The organism is Streptomyces sp. NBC_01481 (assembly GCF_026339995.1).
Taxonomy (GTDB): Bacteria; Actinomycetota; Actinomycetes; order Streptomycetales; family Streptomycetaceae; genus Streptomyces.
The window spans coordinates 1018782-1038715 of the sequence record NZ_JAPEPT010000001.1 but is presented as its reverse complement, the minus strand read 5'-3'; the positions used below and the strand labels follow the sequence as shown (position 1 = coordinate 1038715).

At 69.8% G+C, this 19934-nt stretch carries 19 protein-coding genes, 1 tRNA gene and 1 pseudogene; 12 read left to right on the top strand and 9 right to left on the bottom strand.

Annotation, left to right across the window (positions count from 1 at the left end; translation table 11 throughout):
* The first annotated feature begins 40 nt into the window (after positions 1-40).
* Positions 41-1102: an RNA polymerase subunit sigma-70 gene (locus OOK40_RS04830; RefSeq protein ID WP_266476745.1), complete on the top strand. Its 1062-nt coding sequence runs from the start codon at positions 41-43 to the stop codon at positions 1100-1102.
* A gap of 475 nt (positions 1103-1577) precedes the next feature.
* Here OOK40_RS04830 and OOK40_RS04825 read toward each other — a convergent pair whose 3' ends face one another.
* The 4 genes from OOK40_RS04825 to OOK40_RS04810 form a co-directional block, all read right to left on the bottom strand.
* A complete protein-coding gene (locus OOK40_RS04825) occupies positions 1578-2126 on the bottom strand; it encodes a hypothetical protein (RefSeq protein WP_266476743.1) in 549 nt (182 codons plus the stop codon).
* Positions 2123-3403 carry a molybdopterin-dependent oxidoreductase gene (locus tag OOK40_RS04820; RefSeq protein ID WP_266476740.1) on the bottom strand — a complete coding sequence of 427 codons (1281 nt, stop codon included), beginning with the start codon at positions 3401-3403 and terminating at the stop codon, positions 2123-2125. The genes OOK40_RS04825 and OOK40_RS04820 overlap by 4 nt, the downstream gene beginning before the upstream one ends.
* A 464-nt stretch (positions 3404-3867) precedes the next feature.
* A complete protein-coding gene (locus tag OOK40_RS04815; RefSeq protein ID WP_266476738.1) occupies positions 3868-5082 on the bottom strand; it encodes an RNA polymerase sigma factor in 1215 nt (404 codons plus the stop codon).
* Between the two features lie 14 nt (positions 5083-5096).
* Positions 5097-5456 (bottom strand): YciI family protein, encoded by a 360-nt coding sequence (locus OOK40_RS04810; RefSeq protein WP_266476736.1) that lies wholly within the window; start codon positions 5454-5456, stop codon positions 5097-5099.
* 479 nt (positions 5457-5935) lie between these two features.
* On the opposite strand from OOK40_RS04810, the gene OOK40_RS04805 reads away from it, so the two are divergent.
* From OOK40_RS04805 to OOK40_RS04780, 6 genes and pseudogenes are all read left to right on the top strand, one after another.
* Positions 5936-6301, top strand: a complete 366-nt coding sequence (locus OOK40_RS04805) for a hypothetical protein (protein WP_266476733.1) — start codon at positions 5936-5938, stop codon at positions 6299-6301.
* Positions 6298-6813, top strand: a pseudogene (locus tag OOK40_RS35235) (Crp/Fnr family transcriptional regulator); the annotation flags it as partial. The gene OOK40_RS04805 and the pseudogene OOK40_RS35235, both read left to right, overlap by 4 nt.
* Positions 6814-6961: 148 nt before the next feature.
* The gene (locus OOK40_RS04795; RefSeq protein WP_323136046.1) at positions 6962-7198 is read left to right on the top strand and encodes a helix-turn-helix domain-containing protein; all 237 of its coding nucleotides are present in this window, start codon (positions 6962-6964) and stop codon (positions 7196-7198) included.
* 89 nt (positions 7199-7287) lie between these two features.
* A complete protein-coding gene (locus OOK40_RS04790) occupies positions 7288-7878 on the top strand; it encodes a redoxin family protein (protein ID WP_266478875.1) in 591 nt (196 codons plus the stop codon).
* A 6-nt stretch (positions 7879-7884) separates the two neighbouring features.
* A complete protein-coding gene (locus OOK40_RS04785) occupies positions 7885-8778 on the top strand; it encodes a cytochrome c biogenesis CcdA family protein (RefSeq protein ID WP_266476730.1) in 894 nt (297 codons plus the stop codon).
* A gap of 183 nt (positions 8779-8961) precedes the next feature.
* The gene (locus OOK40_RS04780) at positions 8962-9258 is read left to right on the top strand and encodes a hypothetical protein (RefSeq protein WP_266476728.1); all 297 of its coding nucleotides are present in this window, start codon (positions 8962-8964) and stop codon (positions 9256-9258) included.
* Between the two features lie 154 nt (positions 9259-9412).
* On the opposite strand, the gene OOK40_RS04775 is transcribed toward OOK40_RS04780, so the two are convergent.
* Positions 9413-10618 (bottom strand): SAM-dependent methyltransferase, encoded by a 1206-nt coding sequence (locus tag OOK40_RS04775; RefSeq protein WP_266476726.1) that lies wholly within the window; start codon positions 10616-10618, stop codon positions 9413-9415.
* 341 nt (positions 10619-10959) lie between these two features.
* On the opposite strand from OOK40_RS04775, the gene OOK40_RS04770 reads away from it, so the two are divergent.
* Positions 10960-11250 carry a MerR family DNA-binding protein gene (locus OOK40_RS04770; RefSeq protein ID WP_266476724.1) on the top strand — a complete coding sequence of 97 codons (291 nt, stop codon included), beginning with the start codon at positions 10960-10962 and terminating at the stop codon, positions 11248-11250.
* Positions 11251-11607: 357 nt separating this feature from the next.
* On the opposite strand, the gene OOK40_RS04765 is transcribed toward OOK40_RS04770, so the two are convergent.
* A tRNA-Val gene (locus tag OOK40_RS04765) sits at positions 11608-11682 on the bottom strand.
* 191 nt (positions 11683-11873) lie between these two features.
* On the opposite strand from OOK40_RS04765, the gene OOK40_RS04760 reads away from it, so the two are divergent.
* The 4 genes from OOK40_RS04760 to OOK40_RS04745 all read left to right on the top strand — a co-directional run bounded on the left by OOK40_RS04760 (position 11874) and on the right by OOK40_RS04745 (position 15083).
* A complete protein-coding gene (locus OOK40_RS04760; RefSeq protein WP_266476722.1) occupies positions 11874-12665 on the top strand; it encodes a DUF4097 family beta strand repeat-containing protein in 792 nt (263 codons plus the stop codon).
* 71 nt (positions 12666-12736) lie between these two features.
* Positions 12737-14110: a hypothetical protein gene (locus tag OOK40_RS04755; protein WP_266476720.1), complete on the top strand. Its 1374-nt coding sequence runs from the start codon at positions 12737-12739 to the stop codon at positions 14108-14110.
* Between the two features lie 127 nt (positions 14111-14237).
* A complete protein-coding gene (locus OOK40_RS04750; protein WP_266476718.1) occupies positions 14238-14852 on the top strand; it encodes a DUF4383 domain-containing protein in 615 nt (204 codons plus the stop codon).
* A gap of 9 nt (positions 14853-14861) precedes the next feature.
* Positions 14862-15083 (top strand): zinc ribbon domain-containing protein, encoded by a 222-nt coding sequence (locus OOK40_RS04745; protein WP_266476716.1) that lies wholly within the window; start codon positions 14862-14864, stop codon positions 15081-15083.
* A gap of 39 nt (positions 15084-15122) precedes the next feature.
* Here the strand turns inward: OOK40_RS04745 and OOK40_RS04740 are convergent, their stop codons facing one another.
* From OOK40_RS04740 to OOK40_RS04730, 3 genes are read right to left on the bottom strand one after another with little or no spacing between them, the layout of a single operon-like run.
* A complete protein-coding gene (locus OOK40_RS04740; RefSeq protein ID WP_266476714.1) occupies positions 15123-15941 on the bottom strand; it encodes an HAD family hydrolase in 819 nt (272 codons plus the stop codon).
* Positions 15938-18601 carry a phosphoribosyltransferase gene (locus OOK40_RS04735; protein WP_266476711.1) on the bottom strand — a complete coding sequence of 888 codons (2664 nt, stop codon included), beginning with the start codon at positions 18599-18601 and terminating at the stop codon, positions 15938-15940. The genes OOK40_RS04740 and OOK40_RS04735 overlap by 4 nt, the downstream gene beginning before the upstream one ends.
* Position 18602: 1 nt before the next feature.
* Entirely contained in the window at positions 18603-19766 is a 1164-nt protein-coding gene (locus OOK40_RS04730) for an HpcH/HpaI aldolase/citrate lyase family protein (RefSeq protein WP_266476709.1), read from the bottom strand.
* Positions 19767-19934 lie beyond the last annotated feature (168 nt).

The window sequence follows — 19934 nt, the reverse complement described above, 5'->3', positions numbered from 1 at the left end:
CGGGACGGGCGAATGTCCTGGCAGAGCGTAGCGTGACCGGATGGACGCTGTGACAGGTGAGCCGCCGCCCGAGGACAGTCCGTCCGAGGACGAACTGCTGGCAGCGGCCCGCGCGGGCAACGAGGACGCCTTCAAGGCGCTGGTCGGCCCCTACCTGCGGGAATTGCACGTTCACTGCTACCGGATGCTCGGCTCGGTCCAGGACGCTGAGGATGTCATGCAGGAGGTCCTGCTACGCGCCTGGCGTCACATGGACGCCTTCGAGGGCCGGTCGTCGGTGCGGGGATGGCTGTATCGCATCGCCACCAACCGCTGCCTCACCAGCCGCAGCCGGGCCAGGACTTGGCCTCCCTTGGAACAGCCTCAGGGACCGCCGCTCTCCAACGCCGATGACGTGGAGGTGGTCGCGCTGGAGCCCTACCCCGACGCGCTGCTGGACCTGCTCGATGACCGTAATGACCCGTCGGCACGCTACGAGCTGCGCGAAAGCGTCCAGCTGGCCTTCCTCGCCACCATCCAGCTCCTGCCGGCACGGCAGCGGGCGGTACTGCTGCTGCGCGACGTCCTCGGCTACTCCGCCGCCGAGACCGGAGCGTTCCTGGAGGCCAGCGTCGCCTCGGTGAACAGCGCCCTGCAGCGGGCACGCGCGACGCTGGAGCGGCATCGTGCGAGCGGACGCCTGCACAGCGGCGGCCCGCCACCGACTCGCGCCCTGCAATCAACGCTCATCGAGCGGTTCACGGCTGCCTGGCAGGCAGGTGACGTCAACGGACTGGTCACGCTGCTCAGCCACGACGCGCTGCTGACGATGCCGCCCTACCCGATGGCCTACCGCGGGCGGCCCGCGATCGCATCCTTCCTCGCCACCGTGCCCGCGGGGGGCGACCTGACCCGGATCACGCTGGTTCCCACCCGGGCCAATGGCCAGCCCGCCCTCGCCGCCTACGGCCGCGACCCCAGCGGGACGAAAGCCTCCGCCTACGGGATCATGGTCCTCACCGTTGACGACGATGCGATCGCCGAGATCACCGGCTTCACCGACCCCTCTCTCTTCGCTCTGTTCGGCCTGCCCGACCACCTACCTGACGTACTGGAGGCATAGATGCCGTACGACGAGGCCCTGGCCGAGCGAGTACGGGACACGCTGCCACCGACCGATGACGTCAGCGGACGCAAGATGTTGGGCGGACTGGCGTTCCTGCCGGCGGCCACATGGGTCCGCTTCGCCGCCACCGACGAGCCCGGCTGGCCCCGCCACGAGTCCGGTCGTTGCCGCGTCCAGGGGGCTGCGCCGACGGAGGCACTCGCACGAACCGGCGCCCCGAACCTGGGGGAGCGTCGCCCCAGGGGCGGGCTTCAAGACTGCCGACGGCGAGGAGGCCTTCCTGGCCGGTGACGCCTACTACGTGTCGCCGGGCCACCCTCCCGAGATCTTCGAAGGCAGTGAGGTTGTCGAGTTCAGTCCGACCGCCGAACTCAAGCGCACGCTCGATGTGGTCGGCAGAAATCTCGAAGTCGGCGGGTGAGGCCGAGCCGCACTCGTCGCAGGTGTCCGGGAACGGCTCGTCGTCCTCGTCCTAATCCGGCTCATCCGGTTCGTCCGACTCCATGCCGGGTGTGGATTCCCGGTTCGGCTCCGGCGCCCGCCTGGTCGGGCGGGACGACCACATCCGGACCAGCAGCAGGAGAGCGGAGAGGCCGAACAGTGCGGCGCTGATCAGTAGCCAGCGGCCGAGGAACACGTCGTCGGGGAGGCCGGTGTATGCGGTGAAGATTTCCACCTGTCCCAGGATCAGGGGAAAGTAGGTCAGGAGCAGGAGACCGGACAGGAAGACGGGCACTCGGACGTAGTTGATCCATCCCCGCATCGGCGGGTTGTCGTCACCTTGAGCGGCAGGATCTGGGGGTCTGCCCAATACGGTCTGTGCGGCGCGGTCGGTGAGCGTATAGAGGGGGAGCAGGACCAGGTCGTGCAGGAGGACTGCTCCGACGAACCACACCACGACCATCCACGGTTGGTCCCCGTCCAGTAGCCGGATTCCCGCATACCCGGTCAGGGCAAAGGAGCACAGCACCAGCAGCAGGTGCAGAGGCGAGGCCCCGTAGCGGGCTCGAAAGCCGCTCATGCGCTCTCCCCGAAGGTCAGTCGGGTGACCCATTTGGTGTTGTGGACACCGGGGTTGGCCGGGACGATGACCCGCGCCGGATACCCGTGATCCGGCGACAGGACGGATCCGTTGACCCGCAGGGCCAGCAGCGAGCGCGCGTCGCGGACCTGGTTGTCGCGCAGCATGGCCGAGCGGAACGCCCCGCTGCGCTGGGCCGATTCGACGAACACACCCGGCGCACGGTCCGCGAAGCCGACGAGTGCGGCAAGGTCTGCCAGCCGCACCCCGCTCCACTCCTGGTCGTCGGTGGACCACCCTTCCACGCAGGCGATGGGCAGCGCCGCACTGTGCTGCCGCAGCGCCAGCACCTGGTCGCGGGTGAGGATCCTTTCGTGGCCCCCGCCTCGTACGACCAGCCGCCAGGCGGGTCCGATGTCGCGGGCACGGATTCCCACACCCGCCGCGGTTTTGTTGATCTGGAAGCCGTTCGGTCCGGGCCCGGGGTCCTGGCCGTGCGGGGCCAGCCAGGCCGTGGCTCTGAGGGAACCGCCAATGCTCTGCCCTGCCGTCACAGCCAGCAGAACCAGGGAGCCCGCACCCACCATGCCCAGCGCACCCCGCCGCGACAAGGTCGGCGGGGCCGGGTTCGGTGTCACCAGGCCGGTCGCGTCCACGAATGTTGCCTGCGTGCTGCCGGCCGGCGTGCGCAACTCGTCGCGGAGGCCGCCGCTGCGCAGCGTCCGGATCACCAGGGGAATGCGGAAGGCGATATGCACGACGAAGGCGCCGATGAACACCCAGGCCCCGTAGAAGTGCAGGACGTAGAAGGAGCCGGGGAAGATGTAGTCCAGCTGGATATTGAGCACACCGGTGGCGAATTCGAACAACACGCCGCCCACGAGCAGCAGCAGAGACAGCCGTTCAAGCGCCTGGCTGAGTGACCTCACAGGGGGCCAGGCGAACAGCCGGGGAATCACCGACCACAGCTTCGCCAGCAACACCGGGATCAGCACGATGCCGAGCGTGACATGCACGCCCTGGTTGAGGCGGTACAGCCAGGACGGATCGGTTGGCCAGGCGAACAGATAGAAGCCCAGCCACCGCCTGTCGGGGGTCTGGTCATTGCCCGCAAGATCCGGGTTGTACGCGGCGTAGGAGAGCAGCCCGGTCACGAACAACACCGGGATACCAACGAGCAGAACCGCGCCGAATACGGATGTCAGCCACGGCCCCCGCAGAGGACTTCGCCAAAAGCCCGGCCGGGACGGACCGGCCGGTGGGCCCACCAGCAGCATGTCCGCAGCCCGCGCCCTCGATGTCTTCGGCCTTGAGCCCGCCGCCGGAGTCCGCGGGGAACGGTCCTCCCTTTCGTGCCCGTCGGGTGGCTCAGCCGCGGAAGGACTGCGTTCCATACCGGCCTTTTGCACGCTCGTCGCGTCACTTCGTTCCCCAGACGTCTCGTCCGCACCGCGCCGACCCGACTCGCCTGCGCTGACGGCCGGCTCGTCTGCCGAGGAAGGCTCCCCCTCATCGTGTGTGTTGCCCATGGGATCCCTTGCGCTGTTCACGGAACGGCAGACCACTGACCAACGCCGAACAGTAGCCCCAAATACCGGTGTTTGAGGGTATTTGTTGAGGGCCGATCCTCGTGGCTCCCGCGCCGACCGACTGTGCTGGAGGCCCGGAGCACGGGCACGGAGCCACGCCCTGACGGCGGGCGGCTACGCGCGCGACGCCCGCGCGCTGCAAGCCGGTTCGCTCAGCGCGCAGCTCGGCCGCCGAGCCTGAGGAAGTCCCGCTCTGCGTCCGTCGGCGCCATGGCGGCGGCGCGCTCGTAGGCGACCGCGGCCTCGCTGTTCCTGCCCAGCCGCCGCAGCAGATCAGCTCGCGTGGCGTGGAAGGGGTGGTAATTGTCCAGGTCCAGCTCGTCCACCAGAGCCAGCGCGGCGGCGGGGCCCTGCACCTCACCGATGGCGACGGCACGGTTCAGGGCCACGACGGGCGTGGGGGCGATGGCGAGCAACTGGTCGTACAGGGCGACGATCTGCGACCAGTCGGTCTGCTCGAATGTCGCTGCGTCCGCGTGTACGGCATTGATGGCGGCCTGGAGCTGATAGACACCGGGGTGATCGCGGCGAAGGCACTTGCGGACGATCGCCTGGCCCTCCTCGATCAAGGCCCGATCCCATCGGCTGCGGTCCTGCTCGCCGAGCAGCACCAGGGAGCCGTCTGGCCGCATGCGTGACGAGCGACGGGACTCGGTCAGGAGCAACAGTGCGAGCAGGCCGGCCACCTCCGGCTCGTCGGGCATGAGCGTCGTCAGGATCCGTGCCAGCCGGATCGCCTCGGGGCACAGACCCTGTTCGGCCGGTCCGGTCAGTCCGGCGTTGTAGACGAGGTAGACGACGGCCAGTACCAGGGGCAGGCGGTCGGGCAGCTCGTGATCCTCCGGCACGCGGTAGGGGATCCGGGCGGCCTTGATCTTGTGCTTGGCACGCACGAGGCGTTGCGCCATCGTCGGTTCAGCCAGGAGGAAGGATCGTGCGACCTCCGCGGTCGACAGGCCGCCGAGCAGCCGGAGGGTGAGAGCCACCTGCGCTTCCGTGGAGAGTGCCGGGTGGCAGCAGGTGAAGATGAGGCGAAGCCGGTCGTCCTGCACGGGTCCCGCCTCCTCGAGCGTGCCGTAATCGTCGTTGCCGGGCGAGAGCACCGCCGCCTCGCCGAGCAGTTCCCGTTCACGCGACTCGTGGCGCAGACGGTCAATGGCACGCCGGCGGGCGGTCGTGGTGATCCAGCCGCCCGGGTTGGGCGGCAGGCCGCGGTCCGGCCAGGTGTGCAGGGCGACGGCGAACGCCTCCTGCACCGCATCCTCGGCGACGTCGATGTCGCCGAAGACGCGGATCAGGGCAGCCACCGATCGGCCGGATTCCTCGCGGAAGATCCGGCCGACCGCGGCCTGGTCGACGATCGGCAAGGTCAGGCTCCGGGCTACGCGGCGAAGCCCGCGAAGGGGCGGACCTCGATCGGCGCGTTGATGGCGTCGGTTACTTTCGACGCCCAGGCGATCGCGGCGTCGAGGTCGTCGGCCTCGATGATGTAGAAGCCGCCCAGGTGTTCCCTGGCCTCCGCAAAGGGGCCGTCCGTGGTCAGCACCTTGCCGTCGGACATGCGCACGACGGTGGCGGTGTCGGGTCCGTGCAGTCGGCCGGAGAACACCCAGGCGCCGAGCGACTTCATCTCCTGCTCGATGATGCCGACCTGCTTGTGGGACTGCTGCATCTCCTCGTCGGTCATCGGAGCGCGGGCCTCGCCCTCGACGCTGTGGACGGACAGCATGTACTTCGTCATGGTGGTGCTCCTCGTGACGGTGCGGGCACTTCCCGCCTCACCCCAACTACGAACGAGCCTCGGCCCGGATCGACAAGTGCTTCCAAGAAGAGCTCTTGCGGCCCAAGCAGAGCTCGTCAGCGGCGGATGAGTCGATCAGGACATCAGCCAACCGACCGGGTCTCTTCATCCTGGCACCTACCGCCTGACCATCCTCACCAACGGCACACCATGCGTCTGCTCACAGCTCCGGCAGCCTGTCGCCGTGAGACCCGCGCTACCACCGGGTACGTAAGCGCCCTCACATACCTGCCCCGCCATCGGTCATAGCGTCGAAGCCGAGAAGCAGACATCACCGAATGTGAGAGGGCGCTCACCATGACAACGACGACGCAGGTATCCCCAAGCACGCCGCCGTCCCGATCCATGCGGCATGGGGCGCTGCGGCCGGACTCGTCGGCGGAATAGGGATGGGCATCTGGATGTCGGTCTCTCGGCCGATGACGGACACCGCAATGATCACCATGGTCGCAGGACTCCTCGGCTCGACCAACGCCTTCGCAGGCTGGCTGATCCACCTGTCCATCGCGCTCTTCGCCGTCATCACCTTCGGCGCCCTGCTCGGCCAGTTCGCCCAGCGCCTCGCACCCGCCGTCCTCCTCGGCGTGGCCTACGGCGCGGTGTGGTGGTTCGTCGGTGCGCTGTGGATCATGCCCGCGAACATGGGCATGCCGGTCTTCGAATGGAACGACGTCAGCAGTTCCAGCCTCGGCGCACACCTGGTGTTCGGGCTGCTCGCCGGACTCACGTTCGCCGCGATCGCCCAGGCCGCGGACAAGCAGCGCACCGGCCCGGCCGGCGGATGAGCCCGCCGCCGCCCGCGTCAACACCCGGCCCCCATAGTCCACGGCCGGGGGCAGCGCCGCGCCGGACGGGCGACGCCGGTATGGCGGTGTCCTACTGTCTGGCCGACAGCGCCGATGCGCTGGCCGGCCCGGCGTGGGGCACCGCGCCCCCGCCGTGGGCACCCGGACGACGCGAGGAGACGCACACCATGATCGACGCCGGTACGGACGACGCCGGGGACGCCGACAGGACCTGGTGCATGGCCGAGGTCGACATCTTCTGCGACCTGTCAGCACAGGAAATGGAGGCCATCGCCGCCGCGGCGCCGATGAAGACCTACACCGCGGGCGAGATCCTCTACTCGCCCGTTCAGCCCAGCGAGGTGCTGTTCATCCTCAAGAAGGGCCGCGTGCGCGTCTTCCGCGTCTCCGCCGACGGCCGGGCGCTCACCACCGCAATCATCACCCCGGGCACCGTCTTCGGCGAGATGGCCCTGCTCGGACAGCAGATGTACGACAACTACGCCGAAGCCCTCGACGACACCGTCGTCTGCGTGATGAGCCGCGCCGACGTGCACCGGCTACTGCTGACCGACGCCCGGATCGCCGCCCGTATCACCGCGATCCTCGGCCGCCGCCTCGCCGACCTCGAACAGCGTCTTCAAGACCGTCGCCCAGCGCATCGCCACCACCCTCGACACCCTCACCACCGCGCAGCCCCCGGCGAGCCCGCTGCGGCCCGGCGGACGGCACCCGCAGATCGCCCTCACCCACGAACAGCTCGCCGCGCTGGCCGGAACCTCCCGCGAAACCTGCACCAAGGTGCTGCACGACTACGCCGACCAAGGACTGCTCCGCCTCGCCCGCGGCCGCATCACCGTCCTCGACACCGCCCGCCTCAAGGACGCCGCAGGCTGACGTCACCAAACCGTAAGACCACCACCACGCACCTGCGGGGCCTGGTGGATCTACAGTCATGCCCGGTCCCGAACACACAGGAGTCCTCCATGCGCGCCCGCACTCTCCTCCCGGCCGTCCTGGCCGCCGCCCTGCTCACCGTCACCGGGTGCGGAGCTGACGGCGGCTCCGACTCCGCCGGTGACGCGGGGGCGGCCGCCTCGAAGACATCGTCCTCAGCCCAGCCGCCAGCCCCCTCGGACGGGGGCGACACCGGGAGCGCAGGGGCCGAGGTGCCCGAGCTGCTGAAGTTCACCGGCACCACCGTGGACGGCAAGCCCTTCGACGCCAAGACCCTCGCCGGCAAGCCCACCGTTCTGTGGTTCTGGGCTCCCTGGTGCCCCAAGTGCAAGGCCCAGGCCGCCGAGACCGCGAAGGTGGCCGCCGATTACGCGGGCAGGGCCAACGTGGTCGGCGTCGCAGGGCTGGACAAGAACGCCGCCATGAAGGCATTCGTCTCCGACACCAAGACCGACGCCTTCCCGCACCTCTCCGACGAGAACGGCGACGTGTGGAAGCGGTTCAAGGTCACCGAGCAGAGCCGATACGTCATCCTCGACAAGGACGGCAAGACCGTCTACGAAGGCGTCCTGCCCGGCGGCGACGGGCTGGCCGAGAAGGTCGCCGGACTCACCGGCTGAACTCCCATGGCCGACCTGCCCCTCGCCCTCGCGCTCACCGCCGGCATGCTCGCCGCCGTCAACCCGTGCGGATTCGCCCTGCTCCCCGCCTACCTGTCGCTGCTCGTCCTCGGCGACGACAGCCCCACACGCACCGTGGCCGTCGGTCGGGCACTGACGGCCACCGCTGCGATGACCGCCGGATTCGCCGCGCTCTTCGGCGTCTTCGGCCTGGCCGTGCAGCCCGTCGCCGGACAGGTCCAGGAGCACCTGCCCTGGTTCACCATCGCCTTCGGACTCCTCATGGCCGCCGCCGGGACCTGGCTGATCACCGGCCGCCAACTCCCGGCCCTGACCCCGAAGGTTCGCCGGGCTCCCACCGTCACCCGCTCCGTCCCCTCGATGGCGCTGTTCGGCATGGCGTACGCCACCGCCTCGCTGGGCTGCACCATCGCCCCCTTCCTCGCCATCGTCGTCTCCGCCTTCCGCGGCAGATCCACCGGCGAAGGCATCGCCCTCTTCGCCGCGTACGCGGCCGGGATGGGTCTGATCGTCGGCGCCGCATCCCTGACCGTGGCTCTCACCCGCACCACCGCCGTCACCCGCCTGCGCCGCCTCGGCGCCCTCGCACCCCGCCTCGGCGGCGGCCTGCTCCTGCTCGTGGGCGCATACGTCGCCTACTACGGCTGGTACGAAATCCGCGTCCAGCGCGACCCCACAGCCCAGGACCCGGTCATCGACGCCGCGGGCACCGTCCAGCGCACCATCGCTGAAACGCTGGACACGATTGGCCCAGCGATCATCACCGCACTCTTCGCGGGTGTGCTCGTCACAGGAGTGATCATCCGCAGGCGCCGAGCAGGTCGCCGCGGCTCAGCCCCTGGATCCCCGCCCGCATCGCATACACCATTGTCCGGGTGACGGCTCTAACGTCGATGCAGCCCAGATCCGGGTTCATCAGCGATGGGGCTCCAGTGAGGGCTGAACGGCCGGCGGATCCGGAACAGAAAGCGCAGCCCCGACTGTGGGCACTGCGCCCCGGTCCAGCTCACTGGCCCTTGGCCTGATCCGGCGTAGAGTTTGTGACTACCTGCGGGAGGAGTCATGCGCCGCACGATACGAATCGGGCCGTTCACGATCGGATTCGGCCGTCGGCCGGTGCCACCGGTGGACGGCTCGGTGAGCCGCGAGCGTTTCGCCATCGACATCGCAGAGGGCCAAATGGGTGTCGGGGTCCCGTTGAGACGCGGCTGCAGCGCCCTCGGGTTCCGCGTGCGGGTCATCGACACAACAACCGGGCGGCGCCAGTACGTCTCCGAGAACTACACTCACGACCTCGCGTACGCCGACGGCGAAAAATACGTCACCAAGCTGATCACCGGTGCGAAGAGGGTGAAGTAGCGCCACCGATCAGCACCGCCGGGCCCCGCTCATGCCCACGCCACGTCCGACCACTTTTTTCCTGCTCGGCCTGTGTGCCGTACGGGGCGACGCGACGGCCCGCCCCCTCGCGGATCGGGGAGCGCCCTCAACCCTCAGGTACCGCGTCGGGTGCCTACCGTGAGTGCAACCGATGGCCGAGCAGCATCGTGGGGGATCCTGCGGTGCCGGTCACGAACACCGTGGCCGCGTTCGGGCCGTGAGGCTTGACGATGCAGCACAGCTCCTCCGGATCGGCGGCCGAGCCGCGCTCCTTGACGGTCAGCTCGCCGATCCCGCGCTCGCATAGCAGTGCGCTGAGTACCTCGGTACTGAACGGCATGACATCGGTGATCTCGTAAGCGGTGGCGAACGGGGTGGCGTGCAGGTCGTCGGCGGTGATGTAGGCGATGGTCTCGTCGATGAGGCCACCGTCGACGTCCTGCGCGAGCTCGGCTACGAGGTGGGCGTGGATGACGGCACCGTCCGGCTCATACAGGTAGCGGCCGACGGGACGCACGGCCGGGTCCGGCAGACCGCGGCTGATCAGTGACTCGCCGCCGGGGAGCAGAGTGGCGCTCCGCACGCCGTGGAGCCCGCCGAACCCGGTCCCGTCGGGCCAGTCGAACCACAAGACGGCTTCCTGGACGTCCCCGTCGTAGGAGATCCATTCGGCCAAGGCGCAGTCGGGCAGAACCTCGTGCGGGATATCGGGCGCGATCTTGATGGCTCCTCCCGCCGTAGCCTCGCGCACGGTCTCTACCGCCCGCGACAGATGCGTCGAGTACGCCTCGGGGTCGACGTTCCTGTCCTGGTCGACGCGCCGCACCAGGTCGATGACGACCGTCTCACCAAAGCCAACGGACTCCAACACATCGTCCTCGCAGGTCACCGTCATGAGGATCAGCGGCAGTTCCAGCGCGTCCGCGTTCGCCGCCGCGACAGCGCATGCCAGCGGGTCGTGGTCGACGGCCCAGACGACCAGCCCAGTATCAGCCACCTCGATCGCGTCGCCACCGATGCCGCAGCCCAACGTCTCCACGCCGAAGGTGCCGATGTACTGGTACAGCCGTTTCGCGCGGTACTCGGCGACGGCCTTGTGGGACGACTGCTCGAGGCCATCCGGGGTGAAGTACATGCGGTGTGCGTCCGCGCCGAACTTCGCGACGGCCTGCTGACGTAGCCGGATCTGCTCGATGGCGGCCGACACCAGCTCCGCGGGGTACTCGCGCCGCAGTCGGGCCGCCGTCGCGAGTTCGTCGGCCGGGTCGAAGTCACTCAGGGAAGCCAGCAGCGCCTGTCCCTCATCGGTCAGCAGCGCCTTGAACGCCTCAAGATCCACCCGCGCATTGTCCCACCCGGTCCGGACGCGGGGTCCCGTTGGGGGTGACTGCGGCACGCACAGGCGAAGGCGGCCGTCCGCCCGCCTTCGACCGGCACCAGTGGCGCGGCATCGCCACCCGACTGGCAAGACCGCCGGGCAAACCCGTGAGCCGAGCGTCGACTGATAGGCCTCGGCCCCGTCGCGGGCGCGCACGCCGACGACGTGCGGGCTCCCGCAGTCCGCATCGGGACAGCGGTAGACCTCGCCCTCACGGAACGGCATGGCGTTTCACTTCTCTCGTCGCGTTTCCCTCCGTACGTCCGCGACGCTAGAACCCGGCCCCAGGGGCAAGGTCAAGAGTGGAGACAGGAGGAGGCAACGACCATGCCGCCGCACGCACAGACCATCGGGCAAGCCGCCGTGGCCGCCGGGCTGACCCGCAAGGCGGCGAGCACGACATCGAGCTGCTGACCTTCATCCGCCGGGCCCGCACTCTCGGCCTGCACCTGGACGACATCCGCGAAGTCCTCGCCATCCGCGACGGCGGCGTGCCCCCGTGCGACACCGTCCGCGAGCTGCTCGACACCCGCATCGCGGAGATCGACGCCACCGTCACCGAACTCCTCGCCCTGCGAATGGCCCTCGCCTAGACCCCGTCGACGGGCTGTGACCTGCACCGGCGACGCGCCGGTCACCATCTGCGCGATCATCGAGGACACCGGCCGGCCCACGGCACGACTGCCGCAACACCGGTGAACGGCCGACAGGGCAGTCGCGCACGTCGATGGAGGCCGCTCACGCGAGGCCGCCGACGGACACGGCACCGGGTCGGCGAGCGGTGCAGCGCATCGGCGTACGTCCCGCAGCCGGGTCTTCGAATATCGAAAATCTAGATATAGAAGACATATCAGAGCATCAATTGTTCCCAGGATGTTCCCATCTGGGCACAGGAAAAGCCCCCCACGATCTTCGTGGGGGGATTTCAGGGCCCTGACCTGCATCTTCTCTGGTGGGCGCGGACGGTTTCGAACCGCCGACATCTGCTTTGTAAGAGCAGCGCTCTACCCCTGAGCTACGCACCCGTGGATGAGGCAACAGCGTACATGGCAGATGGGGCCGCCCTGCAAACCCGTTCCCCGTGACCGGGCCGCTACGGGGGCTACCCCCACCCCGCACACGGTGGTCGCCCGGATCGTTCCACCCCCATCCCCCCTCATACGGTGAGAGCACATCGGCGACACCGCCTGAACCAGACCTGGGGGAAACGATCACCATGGACGCACTCCGCACCCGCCGCACCCGCCGTACCGGCCGTCGGGCGCTCGCCGTGTTCGGGGGCGCGGCAGTCCTCGGCCTCTCGCTGACCGGGTGCGGGAGTGCCGATGCCGGGGAGGCGCCCGTCGAGAAGCGGGCTTTCCCGTTTGCCGGGAAGGCGCTCACCATCGACAGTGACGACTCCGACATCGAGCTGCAGCCCGCCGATGTGAAGGATGTGCAGGTGACGCGGCAGGTCGACGGGTGGGTCTTTCTCGGGAACGGGCCCGAGGCCACCTGGAAGATGGAGGGCGGGAAGCTGACCCTCCGGGTGAAGTGCGATGCCGTCGCCAGTGACTGCGAGGCGCGGCACATCGTGAAGGTGCCCCGCGGCGTCGCCGTGACCGTTGAGGATGACAACGGGAGCGTGACCGCCAGTGGGTTCGACACCGCGCTGGCGATCCGATCCGACAACGGTTCCGTGACGGTACGGGACTCCAGCGGGCCGTTGCAGCTCGACAGCGACAACGGGGACGTCGTCACCGAGCGCGTCAGGGCCCGGACCGTGAGTGTCGACTCGGCGAACGGGGACGTGCGGCTCGGGCTCCTTGCCGTGCCCGAGCTGGTCGACACCGTCAGTGACAACGGGTCGGTCCTCATCGAGCTGCCGCGCGCGGGGGCTCCGTACGCCGTGACGGCCAAGAGCGACAACGGCGACGTGGACGTCGACGTGCCGAACGACAGCAGCAGCTCACATGTCGTGACGGCGCGCAGCGACAATGGCAAAGTCACTGTGCGAAGCGCGAACTAACGGGCCCGTGTGTTCGTCCTTACCTGGTGGGAGAATGAACCGGGCAGGGCGACACAGCACGGGAGAGGGATGTGACGGCGACACACGCGCGGCCGCACGCCAGAGCGCAGGCGCGAGCGAGTGCCGTCCGTGACGTCCTCGCGCTTGTGCTGCTGCCCCTGCCGTTGATCGCCGTGGCGCTGCCGGGCACGTTCGCCAGCGGGGGGACGCGGCGCTGGTTCGGCGGGCGGGGTGAGAGTCACCGGGCCGATGCGCAGGCCGCGAAGGATGCCGCGGCCGCCGCCTTCTACGAGCTGGACACCGCCCAGCGCGATCTGCGGATCTCGATCGAGACGATCAGCGCCGTCGACAGTACGCCGGGGGCCCGCAGGGCCGTGGACGACTTCGCCGCGCTGGGGCAGCGGATCGACGAGGCGAGCGATCGGTACATCACCGCCGTCGACGCGCACGATCTCGACCGGGACGATCTGGAAGCTTCGGTCGCCACGCGGGCGCGCGGGGAGCTGGACCGGGCCAAGGACGAGCTCGTACGGGTCAAGGGCGATCTCGACCGGTTCGCTCAGGGGCTCGGGCCGCTGCTCGACAAGGCGGAGACACAGCTCGCCCGGCTCGCGCCCGCCGTCGAGCGGGCAAGACAGGCGCTCCTTTCCGCGAGCAATGCTCTCGATTCGGTGCGGAGCTCCGGACTGCGAGCAGATCATCTCGCGGCCCGACTCGCGGCTCTCGCCCCCGAGCTGACCATGCTCAATCAGGGCGCGGGCCGGCACGGCGTCGCCGAGACCCTCCAGCGCGCCGACCGGGTCCTGCGCGACGCCGAAGCCGTACGGGCCGAGGCCGAGCGGCTCCCCGAGCGCGCCGCCGAGACCGACAAACGCCTCGTCTCCCTCCGTACGCGCGCCCAGGCCCTCACCAACCGCGCCGGATCCGTCGAGCCCGTCCTCAGCGAGCTCCGGCGGCGTTTCTCCGCCGCCTGCTGGCAGGATCTGCAGCCCGTCCCCGAGCAGGCGGCAATCAGCGTCCGCAAGGCCGAGGAAAAACTCACGGAGGCGGCGAAGGCGCGCGACGAGCAGCGGTGGGCGGATGCGACGGCCCTGCTCAGCACGGTACGGGCGCTGCTGAACACCACCGACGAAGCCGTATCGGCCGCCGGCGACCGGCTGCAGCGGCTCAACGCCGTGGCCAAGGATCCGCAGCAGGAGATCGAGCGCACCCGCTTCGCCATCAGGGACGCGCAGCGCCTCGCCATGGCCGGGCGCAACACCCCCGATCCCCGGCACGCACGGCCGCTCGACGATGCTGTGGGGCGGCTGGAGCGGGCCGTCGCGGGGCTCGAGAGCCGTCACCCCGACTACTGGCACTTTCTGATGGAGACCGAGGCGGTGCGGAACACGGCCGCGCACGTGGTCGAGCAGATCCGCGAGGAGCGCGGCGCGGGCCACGCCTGACCGACGTCCACCCGGCCCCCCTTCGGCCTGCCCCCGCGCTCCCGTCGGCCCGGCCCGGAGCCCACCGATTGAACGCTGTCGCACTCGGGCGGATCCTAGGAGTACGTACGTCCAAAGGAGGCCGGACATGGCCGCACACGTACCTCTCCCCAAATCCAGCCGGAACGCGCCCCTGCTCGACGAACACCTCCCCGTCGACCACCGGCTCAACCAGGTCTACCGCGTGGGCGCCGGGCTGATGGGGCTCGTGCTGCTCGCCTTCGGGATTCTCGGGCTCATCGACGAAGTCGGCTTCTTCGACACCGACGGAGACACCGTCGCGGGCCTCAACACCAACGGCGCGCTCAGCGTGCTGTCCATCTGCATCGGCCTGCTGCTCTTCGTCGGCATGGTCATCGGCGGGAACTTCGCCTCGACCCTCAACATGGTCCTCGGCATCGCCTTCATCCTCAGCGGCTTCATCAACCTCGCGCTGATCGACACGACCTTCAACCCCCTCGCCTTCGAGATCCAGAACGTCCTCTTCAGCTTCGTGGTCGGCGTGCTGCTGATGTTCTTCGGGATGTACGGCAGGGTCAGTTCGACGCTGCCGCACGACAACCCGTACTGGAAGGCCCGCCATCCCGACCGCGCGGCCCAGGCCCAGGCTCCGGCCCAGGCACAAGCACAGGAACAGCCCGCCCGCCCCGCCGAACCTGGACCGGGCCCGGGACCGACGCTGGACAAGGGGCAGGGCAGCTAGCCTGAGGCCATGCCTCGTTACGAATACCGCTGCCGCAGCTGCGGCGACACCTTTGAAGTGAACCGGCCGATGGCCCAGTCCTCCGACCCGGCGAACTGCCCCGCCGGACACGAGGACACCGTCAAGCTGCTCTCGGCCGTCGCCGTCGGCGGTACGAAGTCCGCGCCCGCGCCCGGCGGCGGAAACGGAGGCGGCGGAGGGGGCTGCTGCGGGGGCGGCTGCTGCGGCTGACTGCCTCCGGTCACCCCCACGCGGCCACCCCCCGCGCGCTCAGGCAGTCGTGGCGCGGCCGAAGCGGCGCAGGATCTCCTCACCCGCCGCGACCCCCGTCTCGGACAGCACCTCGACGTTCGGGGCGTCCCAGCCGCTGTCGGCGAGCTCGCCGTGGCCCGGGCGCCAGGCGCGGTCCGCGGCGAGCAGCAGATCGGCGTCGAGGAGGGAGTCCCCGGCCGCGAGGATCTGCTCCGTGCCGCTGCGCCGGGCCACTTCGCGCACCGCCGCGCTCTTGGTGAGCGGCTGCGGCACCGCGTAGATCTTGCGGCCCTGGAGCGAGACGGTCCAGCCGCGGCCCTCGGCCCACTCGGAGAGCTCCTTCACCCAGCCCTCGGGCAGCAGGGTGCGCTCGACGACGAGATACGCGAACAGGTCTTCCGCGACCCGCTCCTTGAGCAGCCAGGCGGGGTCGGCCGCCGCGAGGAGATGGGCGCGGACCTCGGCGAGCGAGGCGCACTCGTCGGCGAGCCGGGCGGCGACCTGCCGCTGCCAGCCGGTGTCCGAGACGCCGTCGACGAGCAGATGTCCGCCATTGGCGCAGATCGCGAACTCGGGGGCGGGGCCCGGGAGATGGATCCGCTGGTACTGCTCGCGGGTGCGGGTGGTGGTCGGTACGAAGACGGCTCTACGGGCCAGCTCGTCGAGCAGCCCGGCCGCGGTCTCCGTGATGTACGACAGCGGCTTGCTCCCGTACACCTCGACACACAGCAGGCGGGGCGCGTCCGCGTCCGGCATGCGCAGATCGAGCGCGGCGTTGGAGTAGATGAGGGTGCGGTCGAGATCGCTCGCGATCAGGGAGGTGCCGGGCGTGCTCACAGCGCCGACACCGCCTTGCCGTCCGCGCCCGTCGCGCCGCGGGTGTACTGGGGGTGGATCAACCCGACGCAGGTGTACGGGAGTTCGTCGACCTCCTCGACCGGTACGCCGCGCTGCTCGGCGAGCAGCCGGACATGGTCGAGGTCGGCGCCCGCGCCGCGCTTGGCGAGGATCTTCCAGGGGACGCGGCGCAGCAGCACGCGGGTGGCCTCGCCGACGCCCGGCTTGACGAGGTTCACGTCGTGGATGCCGTACTCCTCGCTGATCCGCTCGACGGCGGCCCAGCCCTCCCAGGTGGGTGCGCGGTCCGCCGCGAGCAGCTCCTTGACCTCGGCGTCGACGGCGGTCGCGACCTCGGCGAAGCGGGCGGCGACGGTGTCCAGGAAGTGTTCCGAGACATCGCTGCCGGCGAGCTCGCGGTAGAACTTCGCGCCGTGGAAGTCGTTCGGGCCGACCAGGTCGGCGCGCAGCACCGTACGCGATATCAGGCCGGAGACCGTGGAGTTGAGGCAGGCGGAGGGGATGAGGAAGTCCTCGCGGGTGCCGTAGGTGCGGACGCAGCCGCCGGGGTCGGCGAGCACCGCGATCTCGGGGTTGAACCCCTCGAACTCCTCCAGCGCATCGGCCAGTTCGCGGGTGATCGCGCCCTTGCCGGTCCAGCCGTCGACGAACACGACGTCGGCCGGGTCGTGGTGCTGCTGCAGCCAGCGCAGGGCGTTGGCGTCGATGCCGCGGCCGCGGACGATGGAGACGGCGTAGTGGGGCAGGTCCAGGCCGTGCCGGTGCTGCGCCCAGCGGCGCATCAGCACGCCCACGGGGGTGCCGGCGCGGGCCAGCGACACGAGCACGGGGCGCGGCTCGTGGGGGTCCCTCCCAGGCCGAAGGCGCTGGGGGAGCTCGGCGATGACGGTCTCGGTGACGGTGCCGACGGCGCGGGCGATGCGGGCCGCCGATATCTCCAGGGCGGACTTGAACAGCTCTTGGTACTGGGCGCTGGGCTGGTACTCGACAGGAAGCGACTCGGCGTAGTGCGCGCCGCCGCTCTGTATGGCCTCTTCGCGCTCCTCGGTCGGGGCCTCGAGATCGACCTCGGACAGATCCTGGAGGAGCCAGCCGACCTCGTCCGGGGCGTAGGAGGAGAAGGCGGGGCCACGGAGGGGCTCGGGCAGCATGGACGCCCTTTCGGGTGCTTCGGGTACTTCGGCAGCTTCAGTTGCTTCGGGTGCTTGGGGTACGTAGCTCGGTACGACGGCCAGGACGACGTGCGGGACCTGCGCGGCGAGCTGGGCCAACAGGCCGTCGGGGGCATGCAGTTGGGCCGTGTCGGCGGCCGAGTCCACAACGGCGACGACGGCGTCGAATCCGGCGCCGGCGACGTTGTAGGCGTACCGCTCGCCGGGACCGTCGGCGGGGTCGTCGTGTGCCGGGAACACGAGCCGGGTGCGTATGGCGTAGCCGGGGTCGTCGACGGCGAGGACGGGTGAGCGGGTGGTGGTCGAGTAGCGGACGTCGGCGTCGAGGGCCTGCTCAAGGGCGGTGCCGAGGCGCAGCGGGGCGTACATCAACTCCTCGAAGCCGAGGACGAGTACGCGGGAGGCGCGGCCTACGGCCTCGGCTGTTCGCTCGGCCATACCGGGCAGGGCCGCTTCGAGCGCGGCGCGGTGCGCGGGAGTGAACCCGTGCCGCCCACCATCGGGCACGCCGCTCGGCCAGCCGAGCTCGACACGGGTATGGGCGGCGGACCCGGCCCCGCCGGAGGCAGCCTCGCCGGACGCGCCCCGCGTCCCGGACTCCGCACCGCCGGCCAAGGCCTCGCCAGGAGCGCCGTCGATCGCCGCAGCCTGGGCCAGGGGCCCGGACTCCCCTCGCAGGGCGTCACCGGATGTCGCCCGCGCCAGGGCCCCGGTACCGCCGACGGCCGCGGTCCGCGTCGCGATCGCCTCCTGTTCCGCAACCAGCGCCTGGCCCTTCTCCAGCACTCCCTCCGGGAGCCGGACCGTCCCCGAGGCCAAGGCCACCAGGTCGACCCTCGCGCCGATCTCCTGGGCGAAGCGCTCGAAGCGCTCGCGGTCCGCCTCCGAGCGCATGTCGACCAGCGCCACGATCACGTACCGCTCCCGCGGATACCGCTCGTGCAGATCCCGGATCGTGTTCAGCACGGTGTTGCCCGTCGAGAACTCGTCGTCGACCAGGATCAGCGGTCCGTCACCGGCCAGCAGCGCCGGGTCCTCGGGCAGCAGCAGATGCGAGGTCGCGTGCGAGTGGGACTCCTCGAAGCCGCCCGCCCGCTCGACCCCGTCGACCGGGCGGCGCGTGGAGTGCAGATACGGCGCGAGCTCCACCCCGTCCGCCACCGAGTGGCCCAGCCCCGTCGCCGTCTCCGCGTAGCCGAGGACGACCGCGCGGGCCGCCTCCTCGTCGCCGAGCAGCTTGCGGACCTGCTCACCGAGCCCGTACCCGGCGTCGTACACGACCTGCGGCGACTGCGGCACATGCTTGCCCAGCACGTTCGACACGAGCAGATGCGCCCGCTTGGGATTGCGCCTCAGGGCCAGTCCCAGCAGAGCGCTCAGCTCGGCGTCTCCGACAAGCCCGACGCCCAGCCGTTCAGCGACCCATGCACCCGACCACACCACGCTTACAGTCTCTTCCCTCTTCATGTCAGCCGGAGAGTCCGGCCGTGAGCAGCTCCACGAAGCCGACCTCTTCCCTGGCCACCCCGAAGACCTCCGCGCGCAGCAGCGTGCGCTCGGCCCAGGCCCGGTGGGGCTTCACTTCGTTCATCTTGTTCGTGTACGCGGAACGCATCACGCCTCCGCCGCCCCGCTCCGGCCGCAGGATGTCCTGCGCGTCGCTGAACTCTTCGTGACTGACGACCGACAGCGCGTGCACGGGCAGGACGTGCGAGGGATGAATGCAGGTCTTGCCCTGCAGGCCGTTGGCCCGGTCCAGTTCGATCTCGCGGAGCAGCCCGTCCAGGTCGTGCTCGATCAGGGTGGCACGCAGCTCCTCGGCCCGGCCCTCCATGAAGGGGCTGCGGCGCAGCTGGGGCTTGAACATGCGCTCCTGGAGCCGGAAGTACTCCCATACGGGTCCGGTCACCGTGAAGCCGGTGCCGTCCGCCCGCCCCAGGACATTCACCACGTCGGCGATGACCGCGGCGACGATCTGGACGTCGTACGCCGTCATGTCGGGCGATCTGCGCAGCCCGTACGCCGAGCAGAAGTCGGTGACGCCGAGCCGCAGCGCCAGGACCCGGTCGCGGTATTTGTCGACGGTCGCCGCGATGCCGGTGAGCGTCTCGGTGCGGGTTTCGAGGTGGAGAAGTTCCGGGGATTCCAGGACGGGCATGGCGAAAAGCCGCTGTCCGCTCGCGGTCTCCGCGTCGGCGAGGGCTTCCAGGAAGGGAACGCCCCGCTCTTCGGTGAATTTGGGAAGTACAAAACCGGACAGTCGTCGGACCGAGGGGCCGAGCCGCTCCACGAGATCCGGGATCTGCCCGGGTTCGCGGACCCGGATGAACAGCAGCGGCAGCTCTTCGCCGCGCGCGTCGAGGTCGGCGAACTGCCGGACCAGGTTCTCCTCGGCCTCGGCGACTTCCGCGTCGTCGATGGAATCCTCCAGGCAGAGCACCATGGAGACGGCTCCGCGAGCCGCCAGCTTGAGCACGTCGTCGGCGAGCTTGGGCCGGGTCGCGGGGCTGTAGAGGGTGGCGCCCAGCGCGGCCGCGAGGGTGCGCGCGGGCGAGGCGGCGCTGAATTCGCACGGCTCTTGATGGAACAGACTGTCACGCACAGTAGGCGAAATTTGCCCAAAGTGACGCATATATTTCCCCCGTACTGCCTTGGCGGCCCAACTGGCGTGGCCGGTAATAGTACGTACGACCATGTGTCAAGAGTTCCCCAAGCCCATGAATTCCAGGTAACCCGCTTGCACCATGCCCATGTCCTGGCCTGACGACAAGGGGGTCTCCTTCGAACACTCCCTAAGGGC

What these genes read in the sequence shown, in the direction of transcription:
- OOK40_RS04830 (WP_266476745.1), top strand. Translation starts at nt 41, where the DNA reads ATGGACGCTGTGACAGGTGAGCCGCCGCCCGAGGACAGTCCGTCCGAG.
- OOK40_RS04825 (WP_266476743.1), bottom strand. Translation starts at nt 2,126, where the DNA reads ATGAGCGGCTTTCGAGCCCGCTACGGGGCCTCGCCTCTGCACCTGCTG.
- OOK40_RS04820 (WP_266476740.1), bottom strand. Translation starts at nt 3,403, where the DNA reads ATGCTGCTGGTGGGCCCACCGGCCGGTCCGTCCCGGCCGGGCTTTTGG.
- OOK40_RS04810 (WP_266476736.1), bottom strand. Translation starts at nt 5,456, where the DNA reads ATGACGAAGTACATGCTGTCCGTCCACAGCGTCGAGGGCGAGGCCCGC.
- OOK40_RS04805 (WP_266476733.1), top strand. Translation starts at nt 5,936, where the DNA reads ATGACGGACACCGCAATGATCACCATGGTCGCAGGACTCCTCGGCTCG.
- OOK40_RS04790 (WP_266478875.1), top strand. Translation starts at nt 7,288, where the DNA reads ATGCGCGCCCGCACTCTCCTCCCGGCCGTCCTGGCCGCCGCCCTGCTC.
- OOK40_RS04785 (WP_266476730.1), top strand. Translation starts at nt 7,885, where the DNA reads ATGGCCGACCTGCCCCTCGCCCTCGCGCTCACCGCCGGCATGCTCGCC.
- OOK40_RS04780 (WP_266476728.1), top strand. Translation starts at nt 8,962, where the DNA reads ATGCGCCGCACGATACGAATCGGGCCGTTCACGATCGGATTCGGCCGT.
- OOK40_RS04760 (WP_266476722.1), top strand. Translation starts at nt 11,874, where the DNA reads ATGGACGCACTCCGCACCCGCCGCACCCGCCGTACCGGCCGTCGGGCG.
- OOK40_RS04750 (WP_266476718.1), top strand. Translation starts at nt 14,238, where the DNA reads ATGGCCGCACACGTACCTCTCCCCAAATCCAGCCGGAACGCGCCCCTG.
- OOK40_RS04745 (WP_266476716.1), top strand. Translation starts at nt 14,862, where the DNA reads ATGCCTCGTTACGAATACCGCTGCCGCAGCTGCGGCGACACCTTTGAA.
- OOK40_RS04735 (WP_266476711.1), bottom strand. Translation starts at nt 18,601, where the DNA reads ATGAAGAGGGAAGAGACTGTAAGCGTGGTGTGGTCGGGTGCATGGGTC.
- OOK40_RS04730 (WP_266476709.1), bottom strand. Translation starts at nt 19,766, where the DNA reads ATGCGTCACTTTGGGCAAATTTCGCCTACTGTGCGTGACAGTCTGTTC.